General features: G+C 58.4%; 18 protein-coding genes. 13 read left to right on the top strand and 5 right to left on the bottom strand.

What is annotated here, in order from left to right; genetic code table 11:
• Window positions 1-153 precede the first annotated feature (153 nt).
• From dnaE to ACR0M2_RS05030, 3 genes are all read left to right on the top strand, one after another.
• Complete coding sequence (gene dnaE / locus ACR0M2_RS05040) at window positions 154-3,654, top strand: DNA polymerase III subunit alpha (RefSeq protein WP_480704173.1); 3,501 nt, start codon at window positions 154-156, stop codon at window positions 3,652-3,654.
• An 85-nt stretch (window positions 3,655-3,739) separates the two neighbouring features.
• Window positions 3,740-3,961 (top strand): YMGG-like glycine zipper-containing protein, encoded by a 222-nt coding sequence (locus ACR0M2_RS05035; RefSeq protein ID WP_170347795.1) that lies wholly within the window; start codon window positions 3,740-3,742, stop codon window positions 3,959-3,961.
• Between the two features lie 5 nt (window positions 3,962-3,966).
• Window positions 3,967-4,335: a YmgD family protein gene (locus ACR0M2_RS05030; RefSeq protein ID WP_170374190.1), complete on the top strand. Its 369-nt coding sequence runs from the start codon at window positions 3,967-3,969 to the stop codon at window positions 4,333-4,335.
• A 44-nt stretch (window positions 4,336-4,379) separates the two neighbouring features.
• Here ACR0M2_RS05030 and ACR0M2_RS05025 read toward each other — a convergent pair whose 3' ends face one another.
• Together ACR0M2_RS05025 and ACR0M2_RS05020 are read right to left on the bottom strand one after the other, a co-directional pair.
• Window positions 4,380-5,138, bottom strand: a complete 759-nt coding sequence (locus tag ACR0M2_RS05025) for an SDR family NAD(P)-dependent oxidoreductase (protein ID WP_480704172.1) — start codon at window positions 5,136-5,138, stop codon at window positions 4,380-4,382.
• 105 nt (window positions 5,139-5,243) lie between these two features.
• Window positions 5,244-5,438, bottom strand: a complete 195-nt coding sequence (locus ACR0M2_RS05020; protein WP_170347797.1) for a SlyX family protein — start codon at window positions 5,436-5,438, stop codon at window positions 5,244-5,246.
• 126 nt (window positions 5,439-5,564) lie between these two features.
• Between ACR0M2_RS05020 and hisS the strand changes: the two genes are divergently transcribed.
• From hisS to hisG, 3 genes are read left to right on the top strand one after another with little or no spacing between them, the layout of a single operon-like run.
• Window positions 5,565-7,052, top strand: a complete 1,488-nt coding sequence (gene hisS, locus ACR0M2_RS05015) for a histidine--tRNA ligase (RefSeq protein ID WP_480704171.1) — start codon at window positions 5,565-5,567, stop codon at window positions 7,050-7,052.
• 3 nt (window positions 7,053-7,055) lie between these two features.
• Window positions 7,056-8,144 (top strand): ATP phosphoribosyltransferase regulatory subunit, encoded by a 1,089-nt coding sequence (locus ACR0M2_RS05010; RefSeq protein ID WP_480687044.1) that lies wholly within the window; start codon window positions 7,056-7,058, stop codon window positions 8,142-8,144.
• Window positions 8,141-8,830 carry an ATP phosphoribosyltransferase gene (gene hisG, locus ACR0M2_RS05005; RefSeq protein ID WP_170347800.1) on the top strand — a complete coding sequence of 230 codons (690 nt, stop codon included), beginning with the start codon at window positions 8,141-8,143 and terminating at the stop codon, window positions 8,828-8,830. The genes ACR0M2_RS05010 and hisG overlap by 4 nt, the downstream gene beginning before the upstream one ends.
• Here hisG and ACR0M2_RS05000 read toward each other — a convergent pair whose 3' ends face one another.
• Window positions 8,831-9,262, bottom strand: coding sequence for a DUF1489 family protein (locus ACR0M2_RS05000; protein WP_170347801.1), 432 nt, complete (start codon window positions 9,260-9,262; stop codon window positions 8,831-8,833).
• 129 nt (window positions 9,263-9,391) lie between these two features.
• Between ACR0M2_RS05000 and ACR0M2_RS04995 the strand changes: the two genes are divergently transcribed.
• The 3 genes from ACR0M2_RS04995 to rpsD all read left to right on the top strand — a co-directional run bounded on the left by ACR0M2_RS04995 (window position 9,392) and on the right by rpsD (window position 13,191).
• Complete coding sequence (locus tag ACR0M2_RS04995; RefSeq protein WP_480704170.1) at window positions 9,392-11,674, top strand: adenosylcobalamin-dependent ribonucleoside-diphosphate reductase; 2,283 nt, start codon at window positions 9,392-9,394, stop codon at window positions 11,672-11,674.
• A gap of 315 nt (window positions 11,675-11,989) precedes the next feature.
• Window positions 11,990-12,367 carry a hypothetical protein gene (locus ACR0M2_RS04990; RefSeq protein WP_480704169.1) on the top strand — a complete coding sequence of 126 codons (378 nt, stop codon included), beginning with the start codon at window positions 11,990-11,992 and terminating at the stop codon, window positions 12,365-12,367.
• 203 nt (window positions 12,368-12,570) lie between these two features.
• Window positions 12,571-13,191: a 30S ribosomal protein S4 gene (gene rpsD / locus ACR0M2_RS04985; protein ID WP_480704168.1), complete on the top strand. Its 621-nt coding sequence runs from the start codon at window positions 12,571-12,573 to the stop codon at window positions 13,189-13,191.
• A gap of 124 nt (window positions 13,192-13,315) precedes the next feature.
• Here rpsD and ACR0M2_RS04980 read toward each other — a convergent pair whose 3' ends face one another.
• Window positions 13,316-13,777: an Lrp/AsnC family transcriptional regulator gene (locus tag ACR0M2_RS04980; RefSeq protein WP_170360571.1), complete on the bottom strand. Its 462-nt coding sequence runs from the start codon at window positions 13,775-13,777 to the stop codon at window positions 13,316-13,318.
• Window positions 13,778-13,879: 102 nt separating this feature from the next.
• On the opposite strand from ACR0M2_RS04980, the gene ACR0M2_RS04975 reads away from it, so the two are divergent.
• From ACR0M2_RS04975 to ACR0M2_RS04960, 4 genes are all read left to right on the top strand, one after another.
• A complete protein-coding gene (locus ACR0M2_RS04975) occupies window positions 13,880-15,295 on the top strand; it encodes an aminotransferase class V-fold PLP-dependent enzyme (protein WP_480704167.1) in 1,416 nt (471 codons plus the stop codon).
• A 65-nt stretch (window positions 15,296-15,360) separates the two neighbouring features.
• Window positions 15,361-16,446 (top strand): histidinol-phosphate transaminase, encoded by a 1,086-nt coding sequence (gene hisC, locus ACR0M2_RS04970; RefSeq protein ID WP_170374209.1) that lies wholly within the window; start codon window positions 15,361-15,363, stop codon window positions 16,444-16,446.
• Window positions 16,443-17,363, top strand: a complete 921-nt coding sequence (locus tag ACR0M2_RS04965; RefSeq protein WP_170374211.1) for a prephenate/arogenate dehydrogenase family protein — start codon at window positions 16,443-16,445, stop codon at window positions 17,361-17,363. Before hisC ends, ACR0M2_RS04965 begins: the two co-directional genes overlap by 4 nt.
• The gene (locus tag ACR0M2_RS04960) at window positions 17,360-18,190 is read left to right on the top strand and encodes an extensin-like domain-containing protein (protein WP_480704166.1); all 831 of its coding nucleotides are present in this window, start codon (window positions 17,360-17,362) and stop codon (window positions 18,188-18,190) included. Before ACR0M2_RS04965 ends, ACR0M2_RS04960 begins: the two co-directional genes overlap by 4 nt.
• Here the strand turns inward: ACR0M2_RS04960 and ACR0M2_RS04955 are convergent.
• The gene (locus tag ACR0M2_RS04955; protein ID WP_170374215.1) at window positions 18,187-19,188 is read right to left on the bottom strand and encodes a DUF2125 domain-containing protein; all 1,002 of its coding nucleotides are present in this window, start codon (window positions 19,186-19,188) and stop codon (window positions 18,187-18,189) included. The genes ACR0M2_RS04960 and ACR0M2_RS04955 overlap by 4 nt on opposite strands.
• Window positions 19,189-19,202 lie beyond the last annotated feature (14 nt).

Genomic DNA, 19,202 nt, shown 5'->3' with positions numbered 1-19,202 from the left:
GGCATCTGAAATTAAACTGTTTTCTGTCAATCCAACGAATTTCTGCCCGAAGCACCTTCTGTAAAAACCGAACAATCGTTTTTGATTTTTTAAGCTTTCAAAAGCATCGGTTCCCGCTTTTGTCGCGCCGCTGGCTGGGATAGCGTAGGTGGTATGAGCAGCACCACACGATTCATTCACCTCCGCGTTCACACCGAATATTCCCTGCTGGAAGGCGCCGTACGGCTAAAAAAACTGCCCGCATTATGCGAAAAAATGGAGATGCCAGCCGTCGCCGTGACCGACACCAACAGCATGTTCTCGGCTTTGGAGTTTTCGGTCACCGCAAGCGGGGCAGGGGTGCAACCGATTATGGGGTGCCAGGTTGATCTGACCTATGTGCATGCGCAGCCAGGTGAAAAGCCGAAAATCCCGGCTCCGCTGGTGCTGCTGGCGCAGTCCGAGGTCGGATATGAGAACCTGATGAAGCTGAGCTCCTGTCTTTATGTGGACAAGGGCGGACAGCTTCCGCAAGTCACTTTGGAAGAACTGGCACAGCACTCGGACGGCCTGATCTGCCTGACAGGTGGGCCGGACGGGCCGGTGGGTATGTTACTGCAGCAAGGCCAACGCCCGGCGGCTGAGGCTTTGGTGGATCGGCTGGCGGGCATGTTCCCTGATCGTCTTTACATCGAGTTGCAACGCCATCCGGGCGAGGGTGGTCAGCCCGAGGCCGAACACCTGACCGAGCGTGGGCATGTCGAAATGGCCTATGCCAAGAACCTGCCGCTGGTCGCCACCAATGATGTCTTTTTTCCCACCTCGGACATGTACGAGGCCCATGATGCGCTGATCTGTATTTCCGAAGGGGCGTATGTCGATCAGCAGGACGGGCGCCGCCGTCTGACTGCGCAGCATTACTTCAAGTCGCAGCAGGAAATGGTGACACTGTTCGCCGATTTGCCCGAGGCGATCGAGAATACGGTGGAAATCGCCAAACGATGCGCCTTCATGGCTTATCGCCGCGACCCGATCCTGCCGAAATTCGCCGATGACGAGGTCGCCGAATTGCGCCGCATCGCCAATGAGGGTCTGCAAAAACGTTTGGCGGTGATCCCGCATGCGGTGACGCCCGAGGAATATCAGGAACGGCTGGATTTCGAACTGGACATAATCGAAGGCATGGGGTTTCCCGGCTATTTCCTGATCGTTGCTGACTTTATCCAATGGGCGAAAGACGAAGACATCCCGGTGGGGCCGGGGCGGGGTTCGGGTGCGGGCTCGCTGGTGGCCTATGCTCTGACCATCACGGACCTTGATCCGCTACGTTATTCACTGTTGTTCGAACGGTTCCTGAACCCCGAACGGGTTTCTATGCCCGACTTCGATATCGACTTTTGCATGGACCGCCGTGAAGAGGTGATCCGCTACGTGCAGCAGAAATACGGCCGCGATAGGGTTGGGCAGATTATCACTTTTGGTGCCTTGCTGTCCAAGGCCGCTGTACGCGATATCGGGCGAGTGTTACAGATGCCCTATGGCCAGGTGGATCGTCTGTCCAAGATGATCCCGGTCGAGGGTGTCAAACCCGTCTCCATCGAAAAAGCGTTGAAAGACGAACCCCGCCTGCGCGAAGAGGCCCGCAGTGAAGAGGTCGTGGACCGGCTGCTTACCTATGGCCAGCAGGTCGAGGGTCTGTTGCGGAACGCCTCGACCCACGCGGCGGGGGTAGTGATTGGGGACCGTCCGCTGGACGCGCTGGTGCCGCTGTATCAAGATCCGCGTTCGGATATGCCTGCAACCCAATTCAATATGAAATGGGTGGAACAGGCCGGTCTCGTCAAGTTCGACTTCTTGGGTCTGAAAACCCTGACCGTAATCCAGAATGCGATGGATCTGATCTTCAAATCCGGGCGACCCCTGCACATCGCCGCCGATAGCACGGAACTGTATGAGCCCGCCGAGGGGGCCGAAAACCAGATCAACGCTATCCCGCTGGATGACGAAGCGACGTACAAGCTCTATTCAGCCGCCAAAACCGTAGCGGTGTTCCAGGTGGAATCGTCGGGGATGATGGATGCGCTGAAACGCATGAAGCCCACGTGTATTGAGGATATCGTGGCGCTTGTGGCGCTCTATCGCCCGGGGCCAATGGAAAACATCCCCACCTACTGCGAGGTCAAGAATGGGCTTCGAAAGATTGAATCCGTACATCCTCTGATCGACCACATCCTTGAGGAAACCCAAGGCATCATCGTCTATCAGGAACAAGTGATGCAGATCGCGCAGGTGATGGCTGGGTACAGCCTTGGTGGCGCGGACCTGTTGCGCCGCGCGATGGGTAAGAAGATCAAAGAGGCGATGGATGCCGAACGCCCCAAATTCGAAAAGGGCGCGGGTGAGAATGGCGTGGATGCCAAGAAAGCCTCTGAGGTTTTCGACCTGTTGGAAAAATTCGCCAACTATGGTTTCAACAAGTCCCACGCCGCTGCCTATGCGGTGGTCAGCTATCAAACCGGTTGGCTGAAGGCGAACCACCCGGTCGAGTTCATGGCGGGTGTCATGAACTGCGATATCCATCTGACCGACAAACTGGCCGTGTATTTCGAAGAGGTTCGCAAGGGGTTAGAGCTGCCCTACGTGCCGCCCTGCGTGAACCGATCCCTGTCAACCTTTGATGTGGTCGACGGGCAGTTGGTCTATGCGCTGGGCGCGCTCAAGAACGTGGGCGCCGAGGCCATGACCCTCGTGGTTGATGGCCGAGGCGATAAGCCATTCGTCAACCTGTTCGACTTTGCCCGCCGGGTGGACCTGAAGAAAGTCGGCAAACGCCCGCTTGAAATGCTGGCGCGGGCCGGAGCATTCGACCAGCTTGACAAAAACCGCCGCCGTGTGTTCGAAAGCCTTGATCCGCTGGTACAATACTCGGCGGCGATCCACGACCAAAAGAACTCGAACCAGGTATCATTGTTCGGTGAGGCTGGCGATGATCTACCCGAACCCCGCCTGTCGCAGACGCCGGACTGGCTGCCTGCAGAACGCCTGAGCGAAGAGTTCAAAGCCATCGGTTTCTATCTGTCCGGTCACCCGCTGGACGACTACATGCCCGCGCTGAAACGCAAGAAGGTCATGACATTGGATGAGGTGACGCAACAGGCGCGCTCGGGTCCGTTTATTGCCAAGATGGCCGGTGTGGTGTCTGGGCGTCAGGAACGCAAATCGGCCAAGGGCAACCGCTTTGCTTTTGCGCAATTGTCTGATCCAAGTGGGGCGTACGAGGTCACGCTGTTCTCGGAAACCCTGGAGAAATCGCGCGAGTTTCTAGAGACCGGATCGCAAGTGGTGCTGACCGTCAAAGCCGAAATGGAATCCGATCAGCTCAAGTTGCTTGCGAATTCTGTTGGGCCGGTTGATTCTGTAGTTGCCGAAGCAGGCGCAACGGGGTTGCGAATATTTGTTGACGTCCCCGAGGTGCTTCCGACGGTCGCCAAGGTTCTAGAAGACGCGGCTGGTGCAGCCAAGCGCGCGGCCAAAGGGCCGATCCACATCTGTCTGCTGGATCCCGGTCTGCCGGGGGATGTTGAGATGGATCTGGGACAGGATTTCCCAATCAATCCGCAGATCAAGGGGGCCATTAAATCTTTGGATGGCGTCACCATGGTCGAGGAAATCTGACCCACCCTTTTGTTGCCACAGTGTTTTTGCGCCGCTAGGCTGGACTTATGCTCCGTTTCGGGGTGTGTCACAGGAGGGCACAGCTATGGCAATTACAGCTATTGGGTTCAGAACATTTGCATTGGCAGCCGCTGCGTCACTGGCGGTGGCGTCCGGGTCGCTGGCAGATGACAAGGATGACAAGAAGAAAAAGCAAACGATCGAAGGCGCTTTGATCGGCGCGGGCGTAGGCGCGTTGATCGGCGACGGCAAGGGTGCAGCCATCGGTGGTGTGGCCGGGGCCATTATCGGACATAACTGGAAGTGATTGTGATGCGGTTTGTTAGATTCAGAATGCTTGTTTGCGCCGCAATCCTGGTGTCTCCGAGCGTGGCGATGGCCGATGATGCGGCTGAACAGATGGTGCAGGACGCATTGCCTGTGATGCACTATACCTGCGCCTCGATTGCCGAGGAGGCGGACGGGGATGAAGCCTTTGTTGTAGAGGTTGTTGGTAAGATGACGGCTCTGTCCCTCTATAATCGCCAGATCAATATCGAAGATCACGCGACCACGGACGAAGAAAAGGCCCAACTGCGTGAAGCTTTCATAGCCGCACTGTCGGAAGGCTGCGCCGCGGATAAGCATGCCCTCTTGGGCGGGGTGGTCGACAACGCAGTGAAAACAACGCTGGGTCTGTGATCAACGGTTTTCCATATCTCTGACCAGATTTCAGGATTGAGAATTCAGTCGGGTGACCGCAGTGCGGGCAGCCCGACGCCAGTGCTCTCGAACCCGCCATCGGACGCAATCACTTGGCCAGTTACATAGCTGGCCTTGTCCGAGCAAAGAAATAAGATCACCTGAGCGATCTCTTCTTCCGAACCATAACGGTTCAGCGGAATGGCGTCATGATACGCGTTGATGATTTCGGGTGTGTGAACGGCCATCGCCAGCTTGGTACGAACCGGGCCGGGACAGACGCAATTGGCTCGAATCCCGTATTCTCCCAATTCTGCGGCTTGCTGTTTGGTCAGGTGGACGACGCCAGCTTTTGAAGTGCCGTACGCAACACGTAGGGTGCTGGCCCGCAGTCCCGAGATCGAGGCGATATTGACAATAGAGCCCCGGCTTTCGCGAAGGGCTGGAATTGAAGCCTGTGAAACCAGAAACACACCGTCAAGATTGGTTTCCATGACGCGGCGCCACACCGCAAAGTCGTGTTGCTCGATTGGTCCAAATTCGGCGATACCCGCATTGTTCACCACGGCGTCAATTCGTCCAAAATTCGATATAACGGCCTGTATTGTATCGTCCACCTGATCTGGATCTGAAACATCGGCAACAATCGGCATCGTGCCATCAAGATTGCTCGCCGCCTCGGTCAATGCTTCCGCATCACGATCGACCATCGCAACGTGCCACCCGTCCTGGAGAAACAGTCTTGAGGTAGCCAGCCCAATACCGCGCGCGGCACCGGTAACCAGAGCGAGTTTTTTGACCATTAATTTTCTCCGGTTATTTGGTTGCTGTGAATGCAACCCGTTTCACCAATGAGACTGAAGAAATAGAACTTCAGCCTCTTGATAAAGGGGGTACACAAAAAGCGCTCAATAGTGCGGCGGACGTTCGTCTCCGAACACAACACCACCTGATCCTTCCTGCGCCCGTTCGCCTTCGCGGCGCATCAGCATCTCGACCCGGCGGGTCAGGCGGTCGATCTCGGATTGCTGGCGAGTGACAACCGTGTTTAGTTCTTCGACCGTGCGGGTAAGATGGGCGATCTGCTCTTCCAGATGCTGCATGGGGGACTCCTTCTTTGCCGGTCATAGCGACACGTGAGGCCCAAGGCCAGCGAAAGCGCGCCTTGCCCCGATGCGGGCCATGGGATAGACCGCGCGCGGAACACTAAACGCCCAAGGACGCCCCACATGGCCAAGCCCAAGAAACAGCCCCGCCCCAAGGCAGTAACGCCAAAAGGGTTCCGCGACTATTTCGGCCAGGAAGTCACGCAGCGCACCGAGATGCTGCGGGCTATTGCGGACGTCTATCATCGATATGGTTTCGATGCCTTAGAGAGCAGCGCGGTTGAGACCGTTGAGGCGCTGGGCAAGTTCCTTCCCGACGTAGATCGCCCGAACGAGGGTGTGTTCGCGTGGCAGGAAGTGGACGAGAATGACAAGGGCGACTGGATGGCCCTGCGCTATGACCTGACCGCGCCACTGGCCCGAGTCTATGCGCAGCACCGCAATGATTTACCGACACCTTATCGCCGCTATGCGATGGGCCCGGTATGGCGCAACGAAAAGCCGGGTCCGGGACGCTATCGTCAGTTTTATCAGTGTGACGCGGATACTGTGGGTACGGCCTCGATGGCGGCCGATGCCGAGATTTGCGCCATGTTGTCGGACACGCTGGAAACCGTGGGCATCCCGCGCGGCGACTACTTGGTACGGGTCAACAACCGCAAAGTTCTGAACGGCGTGCTTGAGGCGATGGGTCTGGGCGAAGACGCTGCTGCCCGCGACAATGTCCTGCGCACCATCGACAAGTTCGACAAGGTGGGTGAGCAGGGCGTGCGCGAGTTGCTGACCAAAGGCCGTCTGGATGCCTCGGGGGCGTTTATCGACGGCGTGGGCCTCAGCGACGCTCAGGCTGAACCAGTGATTGCTTTCCTGACTTCGAAAGCCGCAGACACCGCTGGGACATTGGCCAACCTGCGTGCTGCTGTCGGTGACAGCAAGATCGGTGCCGATGGTATTGCCGAACTGGAACAGATCGGCGCGTTGCTGGATGCGGGCGGCTACGGTGCGGATCGGATCGAGATTGACCCTTCAGTCGTGCGTGGCCTCGGTTACTATACCGGGCCGGTGTATGAGGCCGAACTGACCTTTGAGATTTTCGACGAGAAAGGCCGCAAGCGGCAGTTCGGGTCGGTCTCTGGCGGTGGTCGCTATGACGATCTGGTCAAGCGATTTACCGGGCAGGAAGTGCCTGCGACCGGTATTTCCATCGGCGTCGACCGTTTGCTGGCCGCGTTGCGCGAAAAGGGTCGGATCGCTGCGCAGGCGACAGGCCCCGTCGTTGTGACTGTCATGGACCGGGATCGGATGGCCGACTATCAGACCATGGTGGCCGAGCTGCGCAATGCTGGCATCCGGGCCGAGGTCTATCTGGGCAATCCCAAGAACTTTGGCAATCAGCTGAAATATGCGGATAAGAGGAACTCTCCGATCGCGGTGATTGAAGGCGGCGATGAAAAGGCCAATGGCATCATACAGATCAAAGACCTGATCCTGGGTGCGAAGATCGCCGAAAGCGCCACGCTGGAGGAATGGAAAGAACGCCCAAGCCAGTTTGAAGTGCCGCGTGGCGATCTGGTCGCCAAGGTGCGCGAAATTCTGGACAGTCAGGACTGATCCATGGCCAACCGTTCCCAGATACAAGCCCGCGCCGCGATGATGCGGGTCCGGTTCGAGGCCGCTGGCGCACAGGTCGTCGACCCGCCCCTGTTGCAACCAGCCGAAACGCTGCTGGACCTCTATGGCGAAGATATCCGTGCCCGCGCCTATGTGACCTCGGATGCGCTGCGCGGCGAACAGATGTTGCGCCCAGATTTCACGCTGCCAGTCGTGCAGATGCACATGAGCGATGGGGCTGAACCCGCGCGCTACACCTATTCAGGCGAAGTGTTCCGGCGTCAGGAACACGACCCGGATCGATCAAACGAATACATTCAGGTGGGGTACGAGGTCTTTGACCGCGACGATCCCTCGGGCGCAGATGCCGAGGTTTTTTCGCTGTTCGCCCTTCAGCTGCGCGGGCTGCCGTTGCGTGCGGCGACCGGCGATATTGGTATCCTGATGGCTGCGGTTCAGGGCCTGCGCACCACGGATCGCCGCAAGGCCGCCCTGATGCGGCACCTGTGGCATCCGCGTCGTTTCCGCAATCTGCTGGATCGGTTTGCAGGGCGCAAGCCGGTGCCAGAAGGCCGTGATGCCTTGCTGGATTCCCAGGACCCGCTGGCCATGGATGTGCCGATGATCGGCAAACGCCGCGCAAGCGAGATTGAGGCGCGGATCGAAGCCTTGCGCGAAGACCGCGACACCCCGCCGATTTCCGACAGCGAACTAGGCGGGTTGGAAACCTTGCTCAACGTGCGCGAAACCATGCCTTTTGCGTTAGAGCAACTGCGCGATGTGGCGGTAGACCTGCCGCAGATTACCCCGGCGCTGGACCGTCTTGAGACACGCGTGGCCGCATTGCAGGCGCGTGGCGTCGATGTCGAGCGGCTGGACTTCGAAGCAGCCTATGGCCGTACTTCCATGGAATATTACGACGGGTTCGTCTTTGGCTTTTATGCCGAGGGACGCCCGGACCTTCCTCCGGTTGCCACAGGCGGGCGGTATGATGCGCTGACCCGGCAATTGGGCAATGGCGCTGAAATCCCTGCTGTGGGTGGCGTGCTGCGCCCTGACCTGATCCTGGAAATCGAGGAGGGCGCGCAATGAGCCTGAAACTGGGCGTGCCCTCGAAGGGCCGGTTGATGGAGAAAACCTTCTCGTGGTTTGAAAAGCGCGGCATTACCCTGTCGCGCAGTGGTTCGGACCGGGAATATGCCGGCAAGGTCGAAGGGATTGAGGGCGTATCGCTGATTCTGCTGTCTGCAGGGGAAATTCCGCGCGAACTGGCGGCTGGGCGTATTCATCTGGGCGTGACCGGTATTGATCTGGTGCAGGAAAAGCTGCCGCGCTGGGAACAGCAGGTGGAAGAGGTATCGCAGCTGGGCTTCGGCAAGGCTGACCTGATCATTGCGACACCGGCCTGCTGGGTGGATGTCGACACGCTGGATGATCTGGACGCCGCTGCGGCGGCCTTTCGCAAAACCCACGGTCACCGCTTGCGGATTGCCACAAAGTACCACCGGCTGGTGCGCGAGTTTCTGACCGATGCGGGCGTCGCCGATTACACCTTGGTGGATAGCCAGGGCGCGACCGAAGGCACGGTGATGAATGAAACGGCCGAAGCGATTGCCGATATCACCTCGACGGGTGAAACACTCCGCGCCAATCACCTGAAGATTCTGTCGGACGGAGTGATCTTACGGTCGCAGGCGACACTGTGGCGCAGCAGGGTGCCCAACTATTCAGCCGATGACAAAGCGGTTCTATCCAAGTTACTGGATCACCTGACCTGATCAAAGCACTCCGATTTCGGCCAGCGCGCGGTTCAAATCATCGGGCAGGGCGTCGTCCTGCTCGCGCCCTTGTGGTAGATCGGCAGGGGTGTCTTCGGGTTTCAAATAGCGCCAGCCCTGAAACGGGCGCTTCAGAGCGGTTTGCGTACGGTGCACCTCTGGATCAAGCACGATGGCGCAACGGCGGATGCCGTCCTCACCGCGCACCTCATCCAGCCGCAGGATGCGCTGACGGCATTGGATTACACCCTTGATCACCCAATAAATTGACCCGCCGTTCAAAATCTCGGCCTCGCGCTTGGGCCACATGCGGGTGACATGGCGCGGGCAACCATCCTCGTACAGCGGTTTACGGCTGTCCTGCCACGCGATCAGCGTGTCTACACTTTCCGATCCGACCGAGAGTTTTATCAGGTTTACGTACTTATCCACAGCTTTCCCACAGAGTCGTCCCAAGGCCCACCTTTATATTGTAGCCTGATGACCGGCGTCATCAAGGTGTTGTGGTGGACGTGTGATTTAGGATAGTCTGGATACCTCTTTCAGTACAGGGAATCACCAATGAGCCGCTTTGCCGCCCCCATCGCCGAGCAGATCTGGGACATGAAATACCGCTTCAAACAGGCGGATGGCACACCGATCGACCAGACAGTCGAAGACAGCTGGCGGCGCATTGCCCGCGATTTGGCACGAGTGGAAAAAGATCAGGGGCATTGGGAAGATAAGTTCTTTGAAGCGCTGGAAGATTTCAAATACCTGCCCGCAGGTCGTATCACTGCGGGCGCAGGTACTGCACGGCAGGTGACCCTGTTCAACTGTTTTGTCATGGGAACCGTTCCCGACAGCATGGGCGGTATCTTTGACATGCTGAAAGAGGCTGCGTTGACCATGCAGCAGGGTGGGGGGATCGGCTATGATTTCTCGACCATCCGCCCACGTGGGGCTGATGTGCATGGGGTGGCCGCCGATGCCTCGGGGCCGTTGTCGTTCATGGATGTGTGGGACGCGATGTGCCGCACTATCATGTCGGCGGGTTCGCGCAGGGGTGCGATGATGGCCACCATGCGCTGCGATCACCCGGATATCGAACAGTTTATCACAGCCAAATCCGACCCGGCCCGCCTGCGCATGTTTAATATGTCGGTGCTGGTGACCGACCCCTTCATGGAAGCCGTCAAAGCCGACGGCCCGTGGGATTTGGTCTTTGGTGAAAAGGTCTATCACACCGTTCAGGCGCGCGATCTGTGGAACAAGATCATGCAGGCCACCTATGACTATGCCGAGCCGGGCGTGATCTTCATCGACCGCATCAACCAGGCCAACAACCTGAGCTATGTGGAAACCATCGCCGCCACCAACCCATGTGGTGAACAGCCCCTGCCGCCATATGGCGCGTGTCTGCTGGGCTCGATCAACCTTGCGCGATTGGTAGCTGAACCTTTCGAGGATGCGGCACACCTGGATGAGGGCGCATTGCAGGATCTGGTCGCCACCGCCGTACGCATGATGGACAATGTGGTCGACGCGTCGAAATTCCCGCTGCCGGAGCAGGCGGCCGAAGCGCAAGCCAAACGCCGCATCGGGCTGGGTGTGACAGGTCTGGCCGATGCATTGTTGATGAAGGGCCTGCGCTATGGCTCGGACGAGGCGGCGCGTCAGACCGAGCGCTGGCTGCACGCGATCGCCCGCGCCGCGTATCTGGCGTCGGTGGACTTGGCGAAGGAAAAAGGGGCGTTCCCCCTGTTCGATGCCGAGAAATTCCTGGCCAGCGGCACGATGCAGCAAATGGACGAGGATGTGCGCGATGCGATCCGTGAACATGGCATCCGCAATGCATTGCTGACCTCGATTGCGCCCACGGGGACGATCTCCCTTTACGCTGGGAACGTGTCATCGGGAATCGAGCCGGTCTTTGCTTATGCCTATACGCGCAAAGTTCTGCAGAAAGACGGCTCGCGCACCGAGGAAGAGGTGGTGGATTATGCCGTGCAGATGTGGCGTGATAAGTTCGGGGACGCGGAATTGCCCGACTATTTCGTCAATGCGCAGACGCTACCACCGTCCGATCACGTCAAGATGCAGGCCGCGGCGCAGAAATGGATCGACAGTTCGATTTCCAAGACGATCAACTGCCCCGAGGACATCAGCTTTGACGCGTTCAAGGATGTATACATGCAGGCGTGGGATCAGGGGTGCAAAGGCTGCACCACCTATCGACCGAATGACGTGACCGGGTCGGTGCTGACCGTTTCGGAAAGTGCCGACACTGCGCCGGGCGAAAGCGCCGCTGCGCCGCATGAGGTCGATGGAGGCGAAGTCGTGTACATGTCCGAGCCTTTGGATCGTCCGCAGGCGTTGGAGGGGTCGACCTATAAACTGAAGTGGCCCGATAGCGAGCACGCAATCTATCTGACCATCAATGACATTGTCATCGGCGGCCGGCGTCGCCCGTTCGAGGTGTTCATCAACTCGAAGAACATGGAACACTACGCTTGGACGCTGGCGCTAACCCGGATGATCTCGGCCGTATTCCGGCGGGGCGGGGATGTGTCCTTTGTGGTCGAAGAGTTGAAGGCTGTGTTTGACCCGCGCGGCGGAGCCTGGGTTCAGGGCAAATACATCCCGTCGATCCTGGCCGCGATTGGTGGCGTGATCGAGCAGCACCTGATCAATATCGGCTTTCTTGAAGGGGAAGGCATGGGGCTGAAATCCGACCCTCAGGCGCAGGTGGTCAACATGGATGCGCCACGCGGCAAAGCCTGCCCGTCCTGTGGTCAGTTCGATATGGTGATGATCGAAGGTTGCATGACCTGCCGCAGTTGCGGGCATTCCAAGTGTGGCTGAGTTAGAAATCCTAAATCAACAAAAGTTGATCGATTCTGGCGGGAAAATACCCCTCCGGAAGTCAATAGTTGAATCTCAAAGGCCACAATTTCGTTAACAATACATTAACGTCTCTTTTCCGCCTTAATTTACGTTGATAAGGGTAGCCCAGTACGCAGTGATGGGTTTAAGGGTACAGGCGGTAATATGAGAACCGGACAAAGCGGTCGTATAGCCATTTTTTGGAGGCAGACGGAAATCGATGGACTTGAGGCAGCGCCCTTGTCCTTTTTGAGCGTCGGAGCTGCCTGGTCGTGGCGCGGACAGGCACGATTTTTGAAGAATTCCTCTGTGCAGATGCTGGAAGTAGCCGAAGACATTGGTTCCGACTTAGCGACGCTGAGCCATTGCGCGCATGTTCAAAACCTTTCAGAGGAAGCGAGTGGCCTGCTTGTGTTGACCAACGGTGCGCAAACTTTCACAGCGGCGTTGTTCCCAGTTGCTGGCGAATCAGCCCCGATGCTGGTCTTCGAAGGGGATTGCCCGGAGCGGGATCAGGATTTCTGGATTAGTGAAGTCGCCGAATCTGCGGGCCAGGGGAACGAAGCAACCGGGATGGATGAGACTGTCATAGCGTTCCCATCCCGATCCACTCCGGTCCTGGATGATCAAGATCAGCAGAGGGCGGTTTCTGTCGGACGCAGAGCTGACTGACCCGCAGGTAAACCTCGATTTCAATGGAAATTCCAATGTTGCATGGCATGGTGTGTTGACTCTGCCAGTTTCGCGGATATAAGCGCGGCTTCATTGGTGTTGGTGGCCCCCGCAAGGGGATGCCTGTCATGGGGGAAACCTCAAGAGGACAACGCCCTTCATAGTGGTCCGTCTGGACCTCGACCTTAAGAAGGAGATCAGCCGTGACCAAACGCACGTCTGCCAAGCACAAAATCGACCGCCGGATGGGCGAAAACATCTGGGGTCGTCCGAAATCCCCGGTCAACCGCCGCGAATACGGCCCCGGCCAGCACGGTCAGCGCCGCAAGGGTAAACTGTCGGACTTCGGTCTGCAGCTGCGCGCCAAGCAGAAGCTGAAAGGTTACTATGGCGACCTGACCGAGAAACAGTTCCGCCGCATCTACGCAGAAGCCGTCCGTGTGAACGGTGATACTGGTGAAAACCTGATCGGTCTGCTGGAGCGCCGTCTGGACGCTGTTGTTTACCGCGCCAAGTTCGTCCCGACTGTGTTTGCCGCACGTCAGTTCGTGAACCACGGCCACGTCAAAGTGAACGGCAAGCGGGTCAACATCCCCAGCTACCGCGTCAAAGAAGGTGATGTGATCGAAGTGCGCGACAAGTCCAAGCAGCTGGCTGTTGTTCTGGAAGCTGTTGCTCTGGCTGAGCGTGATGTGCCTGACTACATCGACGCGGACCACTCGAAAATGACCGCGATTTTCGTGCGCGCACCGGGTCTGGGCGATGTGCCGTACCCGGTCATGATGGAGCCGAACCTGGTCGTCGAATTCTACGCGAAGAACTAATCTTCGCCGAGACGCAAAATTTAAAGGGCCGCGCTTTCAGCGCGGTCTTTTTTTGTTTGTAGGGGCTCTGCCCCAGTCGATGCGCGACTCCCCCGAGGTATTTTTGGCCATATGAAAAAGCGGATCAGATCGGCAAGGGGCGACCTTCGGCGATTGCTTCCATCGCGAAATACGAGGTCACGCTGTCCAGTTCGACTTTTTCGATCAGGCGTTGATAGACCTTGTCATATGACGCCATGTCCTCGGTCACGACCTTCAACTGATAGTCATAGTCGCCACCAATCCGGTGGAAATCCACCACTTCGGGGATGGTTAGTACGTGGCTGCGAAATGCCTGCAACCACTCGGCCGAGTGATGCCGGGTGCGCAGCATAACAAAAACCACAAGGCTCAGCCCCAGCTTCTCCCGTGCGATCCGTGCGGTTGAGCCGGTAATCACGCCATCCTCATTCAGTGCCTTCAACCGCCGCCAACAGGCGTTCTGCGACAGCCCGACCCGATCGGCCAGTTCGCGTTGGGACAAGGTCGCGTCTGTTTGCAGCTCACGCAGGATGCGTTTATCAATTTGATCTATTTTTTCCACCATTCCTGATCATATGACACAAATTATTGAAAATCTATCAAAAGAACGGTGAAGTTTACTCAGGCAAAAGCAATCACATTGGTAGGGCAATACGGAGACTATGCCATGACCCTGTCCAAATTTCGCGCAGACATCCTGTCCACCACTCGCAATTCAAGCCTGCGCGACGGGCTGATCGGAGAGAACGTTCTGATCCCGGGTCTACATGGGGACGTGCCGCTGGTTTATGCGGATTACGTCGCTTCGGGCCGTGCGCTGCGGCAGGTTGAGGATTTTGTCACCGAACAGGTGCTGCCTTTTTATGCCAACAGCCACACCGAGGCCTCCTATTGCGGTTCATACATGACTCGGTTGCGCCGCGAGGCGCGTGCAGAGATTGCCCGCATCGTTGGCGCGAGGGGAGAAGACGCGGTGATATTCACCGGGTCCGGCGCTACTGCGGGTCTGAACCGGCTGGTCAGCTTGTTGGGTGTGGATGCGGCTGACCGGCCGGTCGTTTTGATTGGGCCGTACGAGCATCATTCGAACATTTTGCCGTGGCGTGAAAGCAAGGCACAGGTGATCGAGATTCCTGAAGCTATTGAAGGTGGGGTTGATCTGGCGGCGCTGGAGCAGGTTCTGATCGACAATGCTGCATCGGATCTGATCATCGGGTCGTTTTCGGCTGCGTCGAATGTAACCGGAATCATTACCGACCCGGATCCGATCACCCGACTGCTCAAGGCGCATGGCGCCGTTTCGGTCTGGGATTACGCAGGCGGTGGTCCTTATCTGCCGATGGACATGGGGCCAGAGGATGCGCGCAAGGATGCTATCGTTGTGTCTCCGCATAAGTTTCCGGGCGGGCCGGGGGCGTCGGGTGTTCTGATCGTCAATCAGACCGCCGTGCGCCGCACATGCCCCAGTTGGCCCGGTGGTGGCACGGTCAGTTTTGTTTCGCCCTGGCGGCACGACTACAGCGAGGACCTAGCCACGCGCGAAGAGGCCGGAACACCCAACGTGGTCGGAGACATCCGCGCGGCGCTGGCCTTTGTCGTCAAGGATGTTGTCGGCACTGATGAGATCGCCGAAAAAGAGGCGCAGTTTAACCGTATGGCGCTGGACGGGTGGGGTGATAACCCGAACCTGACCTTGCTGGGCGTCGATAACCCGCATCGCCTGCCGATCTATTCCTTCCTTGTGCGGGATAACTCTGGCCAGCCTGTTCATCAGCAACTGTTCACCCGGATGCTTAGCGATATTTATGGCATTCAGGCGCGCGGCGGCTGTGCCTGTGCGGGGCCATATGCGCACCGTCTTCTGGGGATCGACCGCGCAACCTCGGATGAATTGCACGCGGCCCTGTCCGCGGGGGAAGAGATGAAGAAACCCGGCTGGGTGCGGCTGAACTTCTCGTATTTGATGAGCGAAGAGACTGTTCAGTTCATCATCGACAGTGTTAATGACCTGTCCCACCGGACCGAAGAGTTCGTGCCATTCTACAACGCTGACCCGGCAACGGCCCGCTTCAAAGCGGCGTGACGGAATTGCCGCTTTTCTCAACGCGTTGAGACGGGTATGAGAGGCTCCAATTAACGGAGCCTCTTATGACCAAGATCACCCCTCAACCCGGCATTATGGACATCGCGCTGTATCAGGGCGGCCAGTCGCATGTGGCCGGGGTCGAGCATGTGATCAAGCTCAGCTCTAACGAAAACCCGTTCGGGCCCAGTCCCAAGGCGATTGAGGCGGTGCGCGACAGTGCCGTGACCTTGCATCGTTATCCCAGCACCGACCACGCTAGCCTGCGTGCCGCGATCGGGGAACGTCACGCGCTGGACCCCGCGCGGATCATCTGCGGTGTGGGCAGTGACGAGGTGCTGCAATTCGTGGCGCAAGCCTATGCCGGGCCGGGGGATGAGGTCATTTACACCGAGCACGGGTTTTCCATGTACCCGATTATCGCCCGTATGGCCGGGGCAACGCCGGTCATGGTGGCGGAACGGGATCGTCACGTGGATGTGGACAATATCCTTGCCGCGGTTACCGAGCAAACGCGCATCGTGTTTGTCACCAATCCGGGCAATCCGACCTCGACTATGATCGGCGAGGCGGACCTTGTGCGGTTGGCCGAAGCTTTGCCGCAAAGCTGTCTGATGGTCATTGACGGAGCCTATGCAGAATTCGTCGATGGGTTCGATGGTGGTGCGTCTTTAGTGGATCGGTTTGAAAACGTCATCATGACACGTACGTTTTCCAAGATCTACGGGCTGGGCGGGATGCGGGTCGGTTGGGGCTTTGCCGCGCAATCGATCATCGACGTGCTGAATCGTGTGCGCCAGCCGTTCAACCTGTCTCTGACCGCGTTGGCTGCGGCCGAAGCGGCGGTGAAAGACGACGACTACCTGACCTTCTGTCACGGCGAAAACGCCCGGCTGCGCGTTTGGCTTTCGGAAGAACTTGCCAAGATTGGCGTGCCTACAGACCCGTCTTGCACCAATTTCATACTGGCCCGTTTCACCGATCAGGCCGAGGCCGAGGCATGTGACGATTACCTCAAGACGCAGGGTTTGATCGTGCGCCGTGTGGCGGGTTACAACCTGCCCAACGCCTTGCGGATTACCGTGGGCGATGAAGAGGCATGCCGCCGTGTCGTTGCGGCCATCACCGCATTCAAAGGGGGCGCCGCATGAGCCAGGTATACGACCGCGTCGCACTGATCGGGCTGGGCCTGATTGCGTCGTCCATGTTCTGGGCCATCAAACGCGCGGGCCTTGCGGGTGAGGTCACCGGCTATGCCCGGTCCGAGGCCACACGCGATACTGCCCGTCGGATAGGCCTGTGCGACCGCGTCTGTGACACGGTGCAAGAGGCGGTTGAGGGTGCGGATTTGGTAGTGCTTTGCGTACCCGTCGGCGCAATGGGGACGGTCGCGCAAGAAATCGCACCGCTCCTGAAACCGGGCGCGACAGTGACCGATGTGGGCTCGGTCAAGCGGCACGTGATAGAGGCGGTCTCACCCCATATTCCCGAAGGAGTGCATTTCATACCGGCGCACCCGCTGGCAGGGACCGAGCATTCCGGCCCCGAATCCGGGTTTGCCGAACTGTTCGATAATCGCTGGAGTCTGCTGGTGCCGGTTGAAGGTTCGGACCCGGACGCAATCGCCCGTTTGCGTGCGCTTTGGGAAGGAATGGGCGCGAATGTGGATGAGATGGACGCGGACCACCACGATCTGGTTCTGGCCGTGACCTCACATGCGCCGCACCTGATTGCTTACACGATGGTTGGCGTGGCAGACGATCTGCGCCGCGTCACCGATAGCGAGGTCATCAAGTATTCGGCCGCTGGTTTTCGGGACTTCACCCGCATCGCGGCGTCGGACCCGACCATGTGGCGCGATGTGTTCCTGACCAACAAGGACGCGACCCTGGAAATCCTCGGGCGCTTTACCGAGGAGCTTTTTGCGCTGCAACGTGCTATTCGCACCGGCGATGGCGAACATCTGTTTGACTATTTCACTCGTACCCGCGCGATCCGGCGTGGGATTATCGATGCGGGGCAGGATACGGATGCGCCTGATTTCGGACGGGGAAAGGCGAACCCATGAAACGCGGCTGGAGGTTCCTTGCGATTGGATATTTGGCGGTCTGCGCCACAGTGTCCAACGCGGCGCCTCCTGAACAGTCGCTCGTTCCTATGGCGCGGCCCGCAACGACCGCTGTTCTGGCTTTTGCCAGCCCGTTGCCCAATGTGAAGACACGGCCTGTATTGCGCCCTGAGTCGCCGCAGGTCTTAGCCGTGGCAGCGCGCCCCTCGGAATTGCCGTTGCTGGGGCCGGATACCTCGTTGATGCCGTATCTACGGCCCAAGGAATTGGAACAGGAGGCGTTGTTCAAGAAACGCAAACTGCGCAAAACTTCGGTCTGTGGGGATATTGCTATTCAGGGCAAGCCTGTCGGAAATGTGCCCGGTCGTATCAAGGCCTGCGGCATCAAGGATGCTGTGCAAATCACATCGGTTTCAGGTGTGGTACTCAGCCGCCCGTCGACGATGGATTGCGGTACGGCGATAGCGTTGAACAAATGGGTCGACAAAACGGTCAAACCCACCTTCAAACGGCGCGGTCCGGTGGCCGAGCTTCAGATTGCTGCCCATTACGCCTGTCGGACCCGAAACAATCAAAAAGGGGCCAGAATTTCAGAACACGGCAAAGGCCGGGCAATCGACATCTCGGGCTTTAAAATGGCAGACGGAGAGGTCGTGACCGTTCTGAAAGGCTGGCGAAAGAACCCGTCAAAACGTCAGCTGACCAAAGTCTGGCGCGGTGCGTGCGGCCCGTTTGGCACGGTTCTGGGGCCGAATGCGGACCGGTATCATCGCGATCATTTCCACCTGGATACGGCACGCCATCGTCGCGGGCCGTACTGCCGTTAACGCAGGATCAGACGCGGCGCGGGGCCTAAAGGGATAGGGCCCAAGGCGACAAACCCATCACGGAAATTCAGTTGCACGTCCAACGCATTGGGGTTGCCACCGAGCCCTGCCAGAAAATTCAGAGTCGTTGTCACTGGGTCCACCGCCTGATCGGGCAGGGCGCCCGCTGCATTGGCCATGGCGATCATGTCGCGCCAGTTTTCGGCCCGGATCGCGATTTCTCCGGTGGGAATGCCCTGCGGGTCTACGTCCAGCTCTCCGGTTGCGAACAGGCGCAGCGCGCCCCATTTCATTTCAGCCAGGCGCAAGTCCAGCTTAACCGGTTGCGGTCTGCTTTGTTCCAGCGCGGATCGATCCCATGCCTTGTCGAAAGTGGCCGTCAGGTCCAGCTCCAGCGTTTCAAACGCTTGCGGCAGGGTAGTGGCCGAACGCATCAGTTCGCGCAGGTCATCGCCGGGGGTGAAGCCGTCTGCCTGCGCGCTGATCACATATGCCTCGGGGGTGGCGGTCTGTTCCATCACAAGGGCCAATGTGTTGCCCCCGGCCAAAGCCTCGGAATCATCGGTGATCGACCACGGCCCGGCAGTCAGAGCCATCTTTTCCAACATAAGCGCCACGCCGGGTTGCAGTTCCAGTTCGGCCTGCAGGTCGGTGGCCTGAATGGTTGCGGTCTGGTCGAAATAGGACAGGCGCTGCGGTGTGCCGGCAAAACGCAGCACTTGTCGACCAGGCCAGATTGCCGGGCTTTGGAATTCGATCCAGTCCGCGCTCCAGGCGGTGCCATTGACCGGATCGGCCAGCGCCGGGTTATTCAGGCGCGTCATGTGGTTCAGTGGATACCCGGCAGTTTCAACGTCTGAAAAATCAGCCTGCCAGCCCTGTTCCTGCTGTTTGTCAAACCATGTGGTGATCGCGTTGCGCAGGCCGAAGCCGGCGACGAACCAATAGACGCTCCAGATTACAGCGATGAAAATGATTACCCGTATCAGACCGCGCATGGCAGTTCGCCCTT

The sequence above is a fragment of the Ruegeria sp. BE10 genome (assembly GCF_056538905.1).
This window is presented reverse-complemented; position numbering and strand designations above follow the sequence as displayed.

Coding starts and splice junctions, on each gene's coding strand:
- dnaE (WP_480704173.1), top strand. CDS start 154: ATGAGCAGCACCACACGATTCATTCACCTCCGCGTTCACACCGAATAT.
- ACR0M2_RS05035 (WP_170347795.1), top strand. CDS start 3,740: ATGGCAATTACAGCTATTGGGTTCAGAACATTTGCATTGGCAGCCGCT.
- ACR0M2_RS05030 (WP_170374190.1), top strand. CDS start 3,967: ATGCGGTTTGTTAGATTCAGAATGCTTGTTTGCGCCGCAATCCTGGTG.
- ACR0M2_RS05025 (WP_480704172.1), bottom strand. CDS start 5,138: ATGGTCAAAAAACTCGCTCTGGTTACCGGTGCCGCGCGCGGTATTGGG.
- ACR0M2_RS05020 (WP_170347797.1), bottom strand. CDS start 5,438: ATGCAGCATCTGGAAGAGCAGATCGCCCATCTTACCCGCACGGTCGAA.
- hisS (WP_480704171.1), top strand. CDS start 5,565: ATGGCCAAGCCCAAGAAACAGCCCCGCCCCAAGGCAGTAACGCCAAAA.
- ACR0M2_RS05010 (WP_480687044.1), top strand. CDS start 7,056: ATGGCCAACCGTTCCCAGATACAAGCCCGCGCCGCGATGATGCGGGTC.
- hisG (WP_170347800.1), top strand. CDS start 8,141: ATGAGCCTGAAACTGGGCGTGCCCTCGAAGGGCCGGTTGATGGAGAAA.
- ACR0M2_RS04995 (WP_480704170.1), top strand. CDS start 9,392: ATGAGCCGCTTTGCCGCCCCCATCGCCGAGCAGATCTGGGACATGAAA.
- ACR0M2_RS04980 (WP_170360571.1), bottom strand. CDS start 13,777: ATGGTGGAAAAAATAGATCAAATTGATAAACGCATCCTGCGTGAGCTG.
- ACR0M2_RS04975 (WP_480704167.1), top strand. CDS start 13,880: ATGACCCTGTCCAAATTTCGCGCAGACATCCTGTCCACCACTCGCAAT.
- hisC (WP_170374209.1), top strand. CDS start 15,361: ATGACCAAGATCACCCCTCAACCCGGCATTATGGACATCGCGCTGTAT.
- ACR0M2_RS04965 (WP_170374211.1), top strand. CDS start 16,443: ATGAGCCAGGTATACGACCGCGTCGCACTGATCGGGCTGGGCCTGATT.
- ACR0M2_RS04960 (WP_480704166.1), top strand. CDS start 17,360: ATGAAACGCGGCTGGAGGTTCCTTGCGATTGGATATTTGGCGGTCTGC.
- ACR0M2_RS04955 (WP_170374215.1), bottom strand. CDS start 19,188: ATGCGCGGTCTGATACGGGTAATCATTTTCATCGCTGTAATCTGGAGC.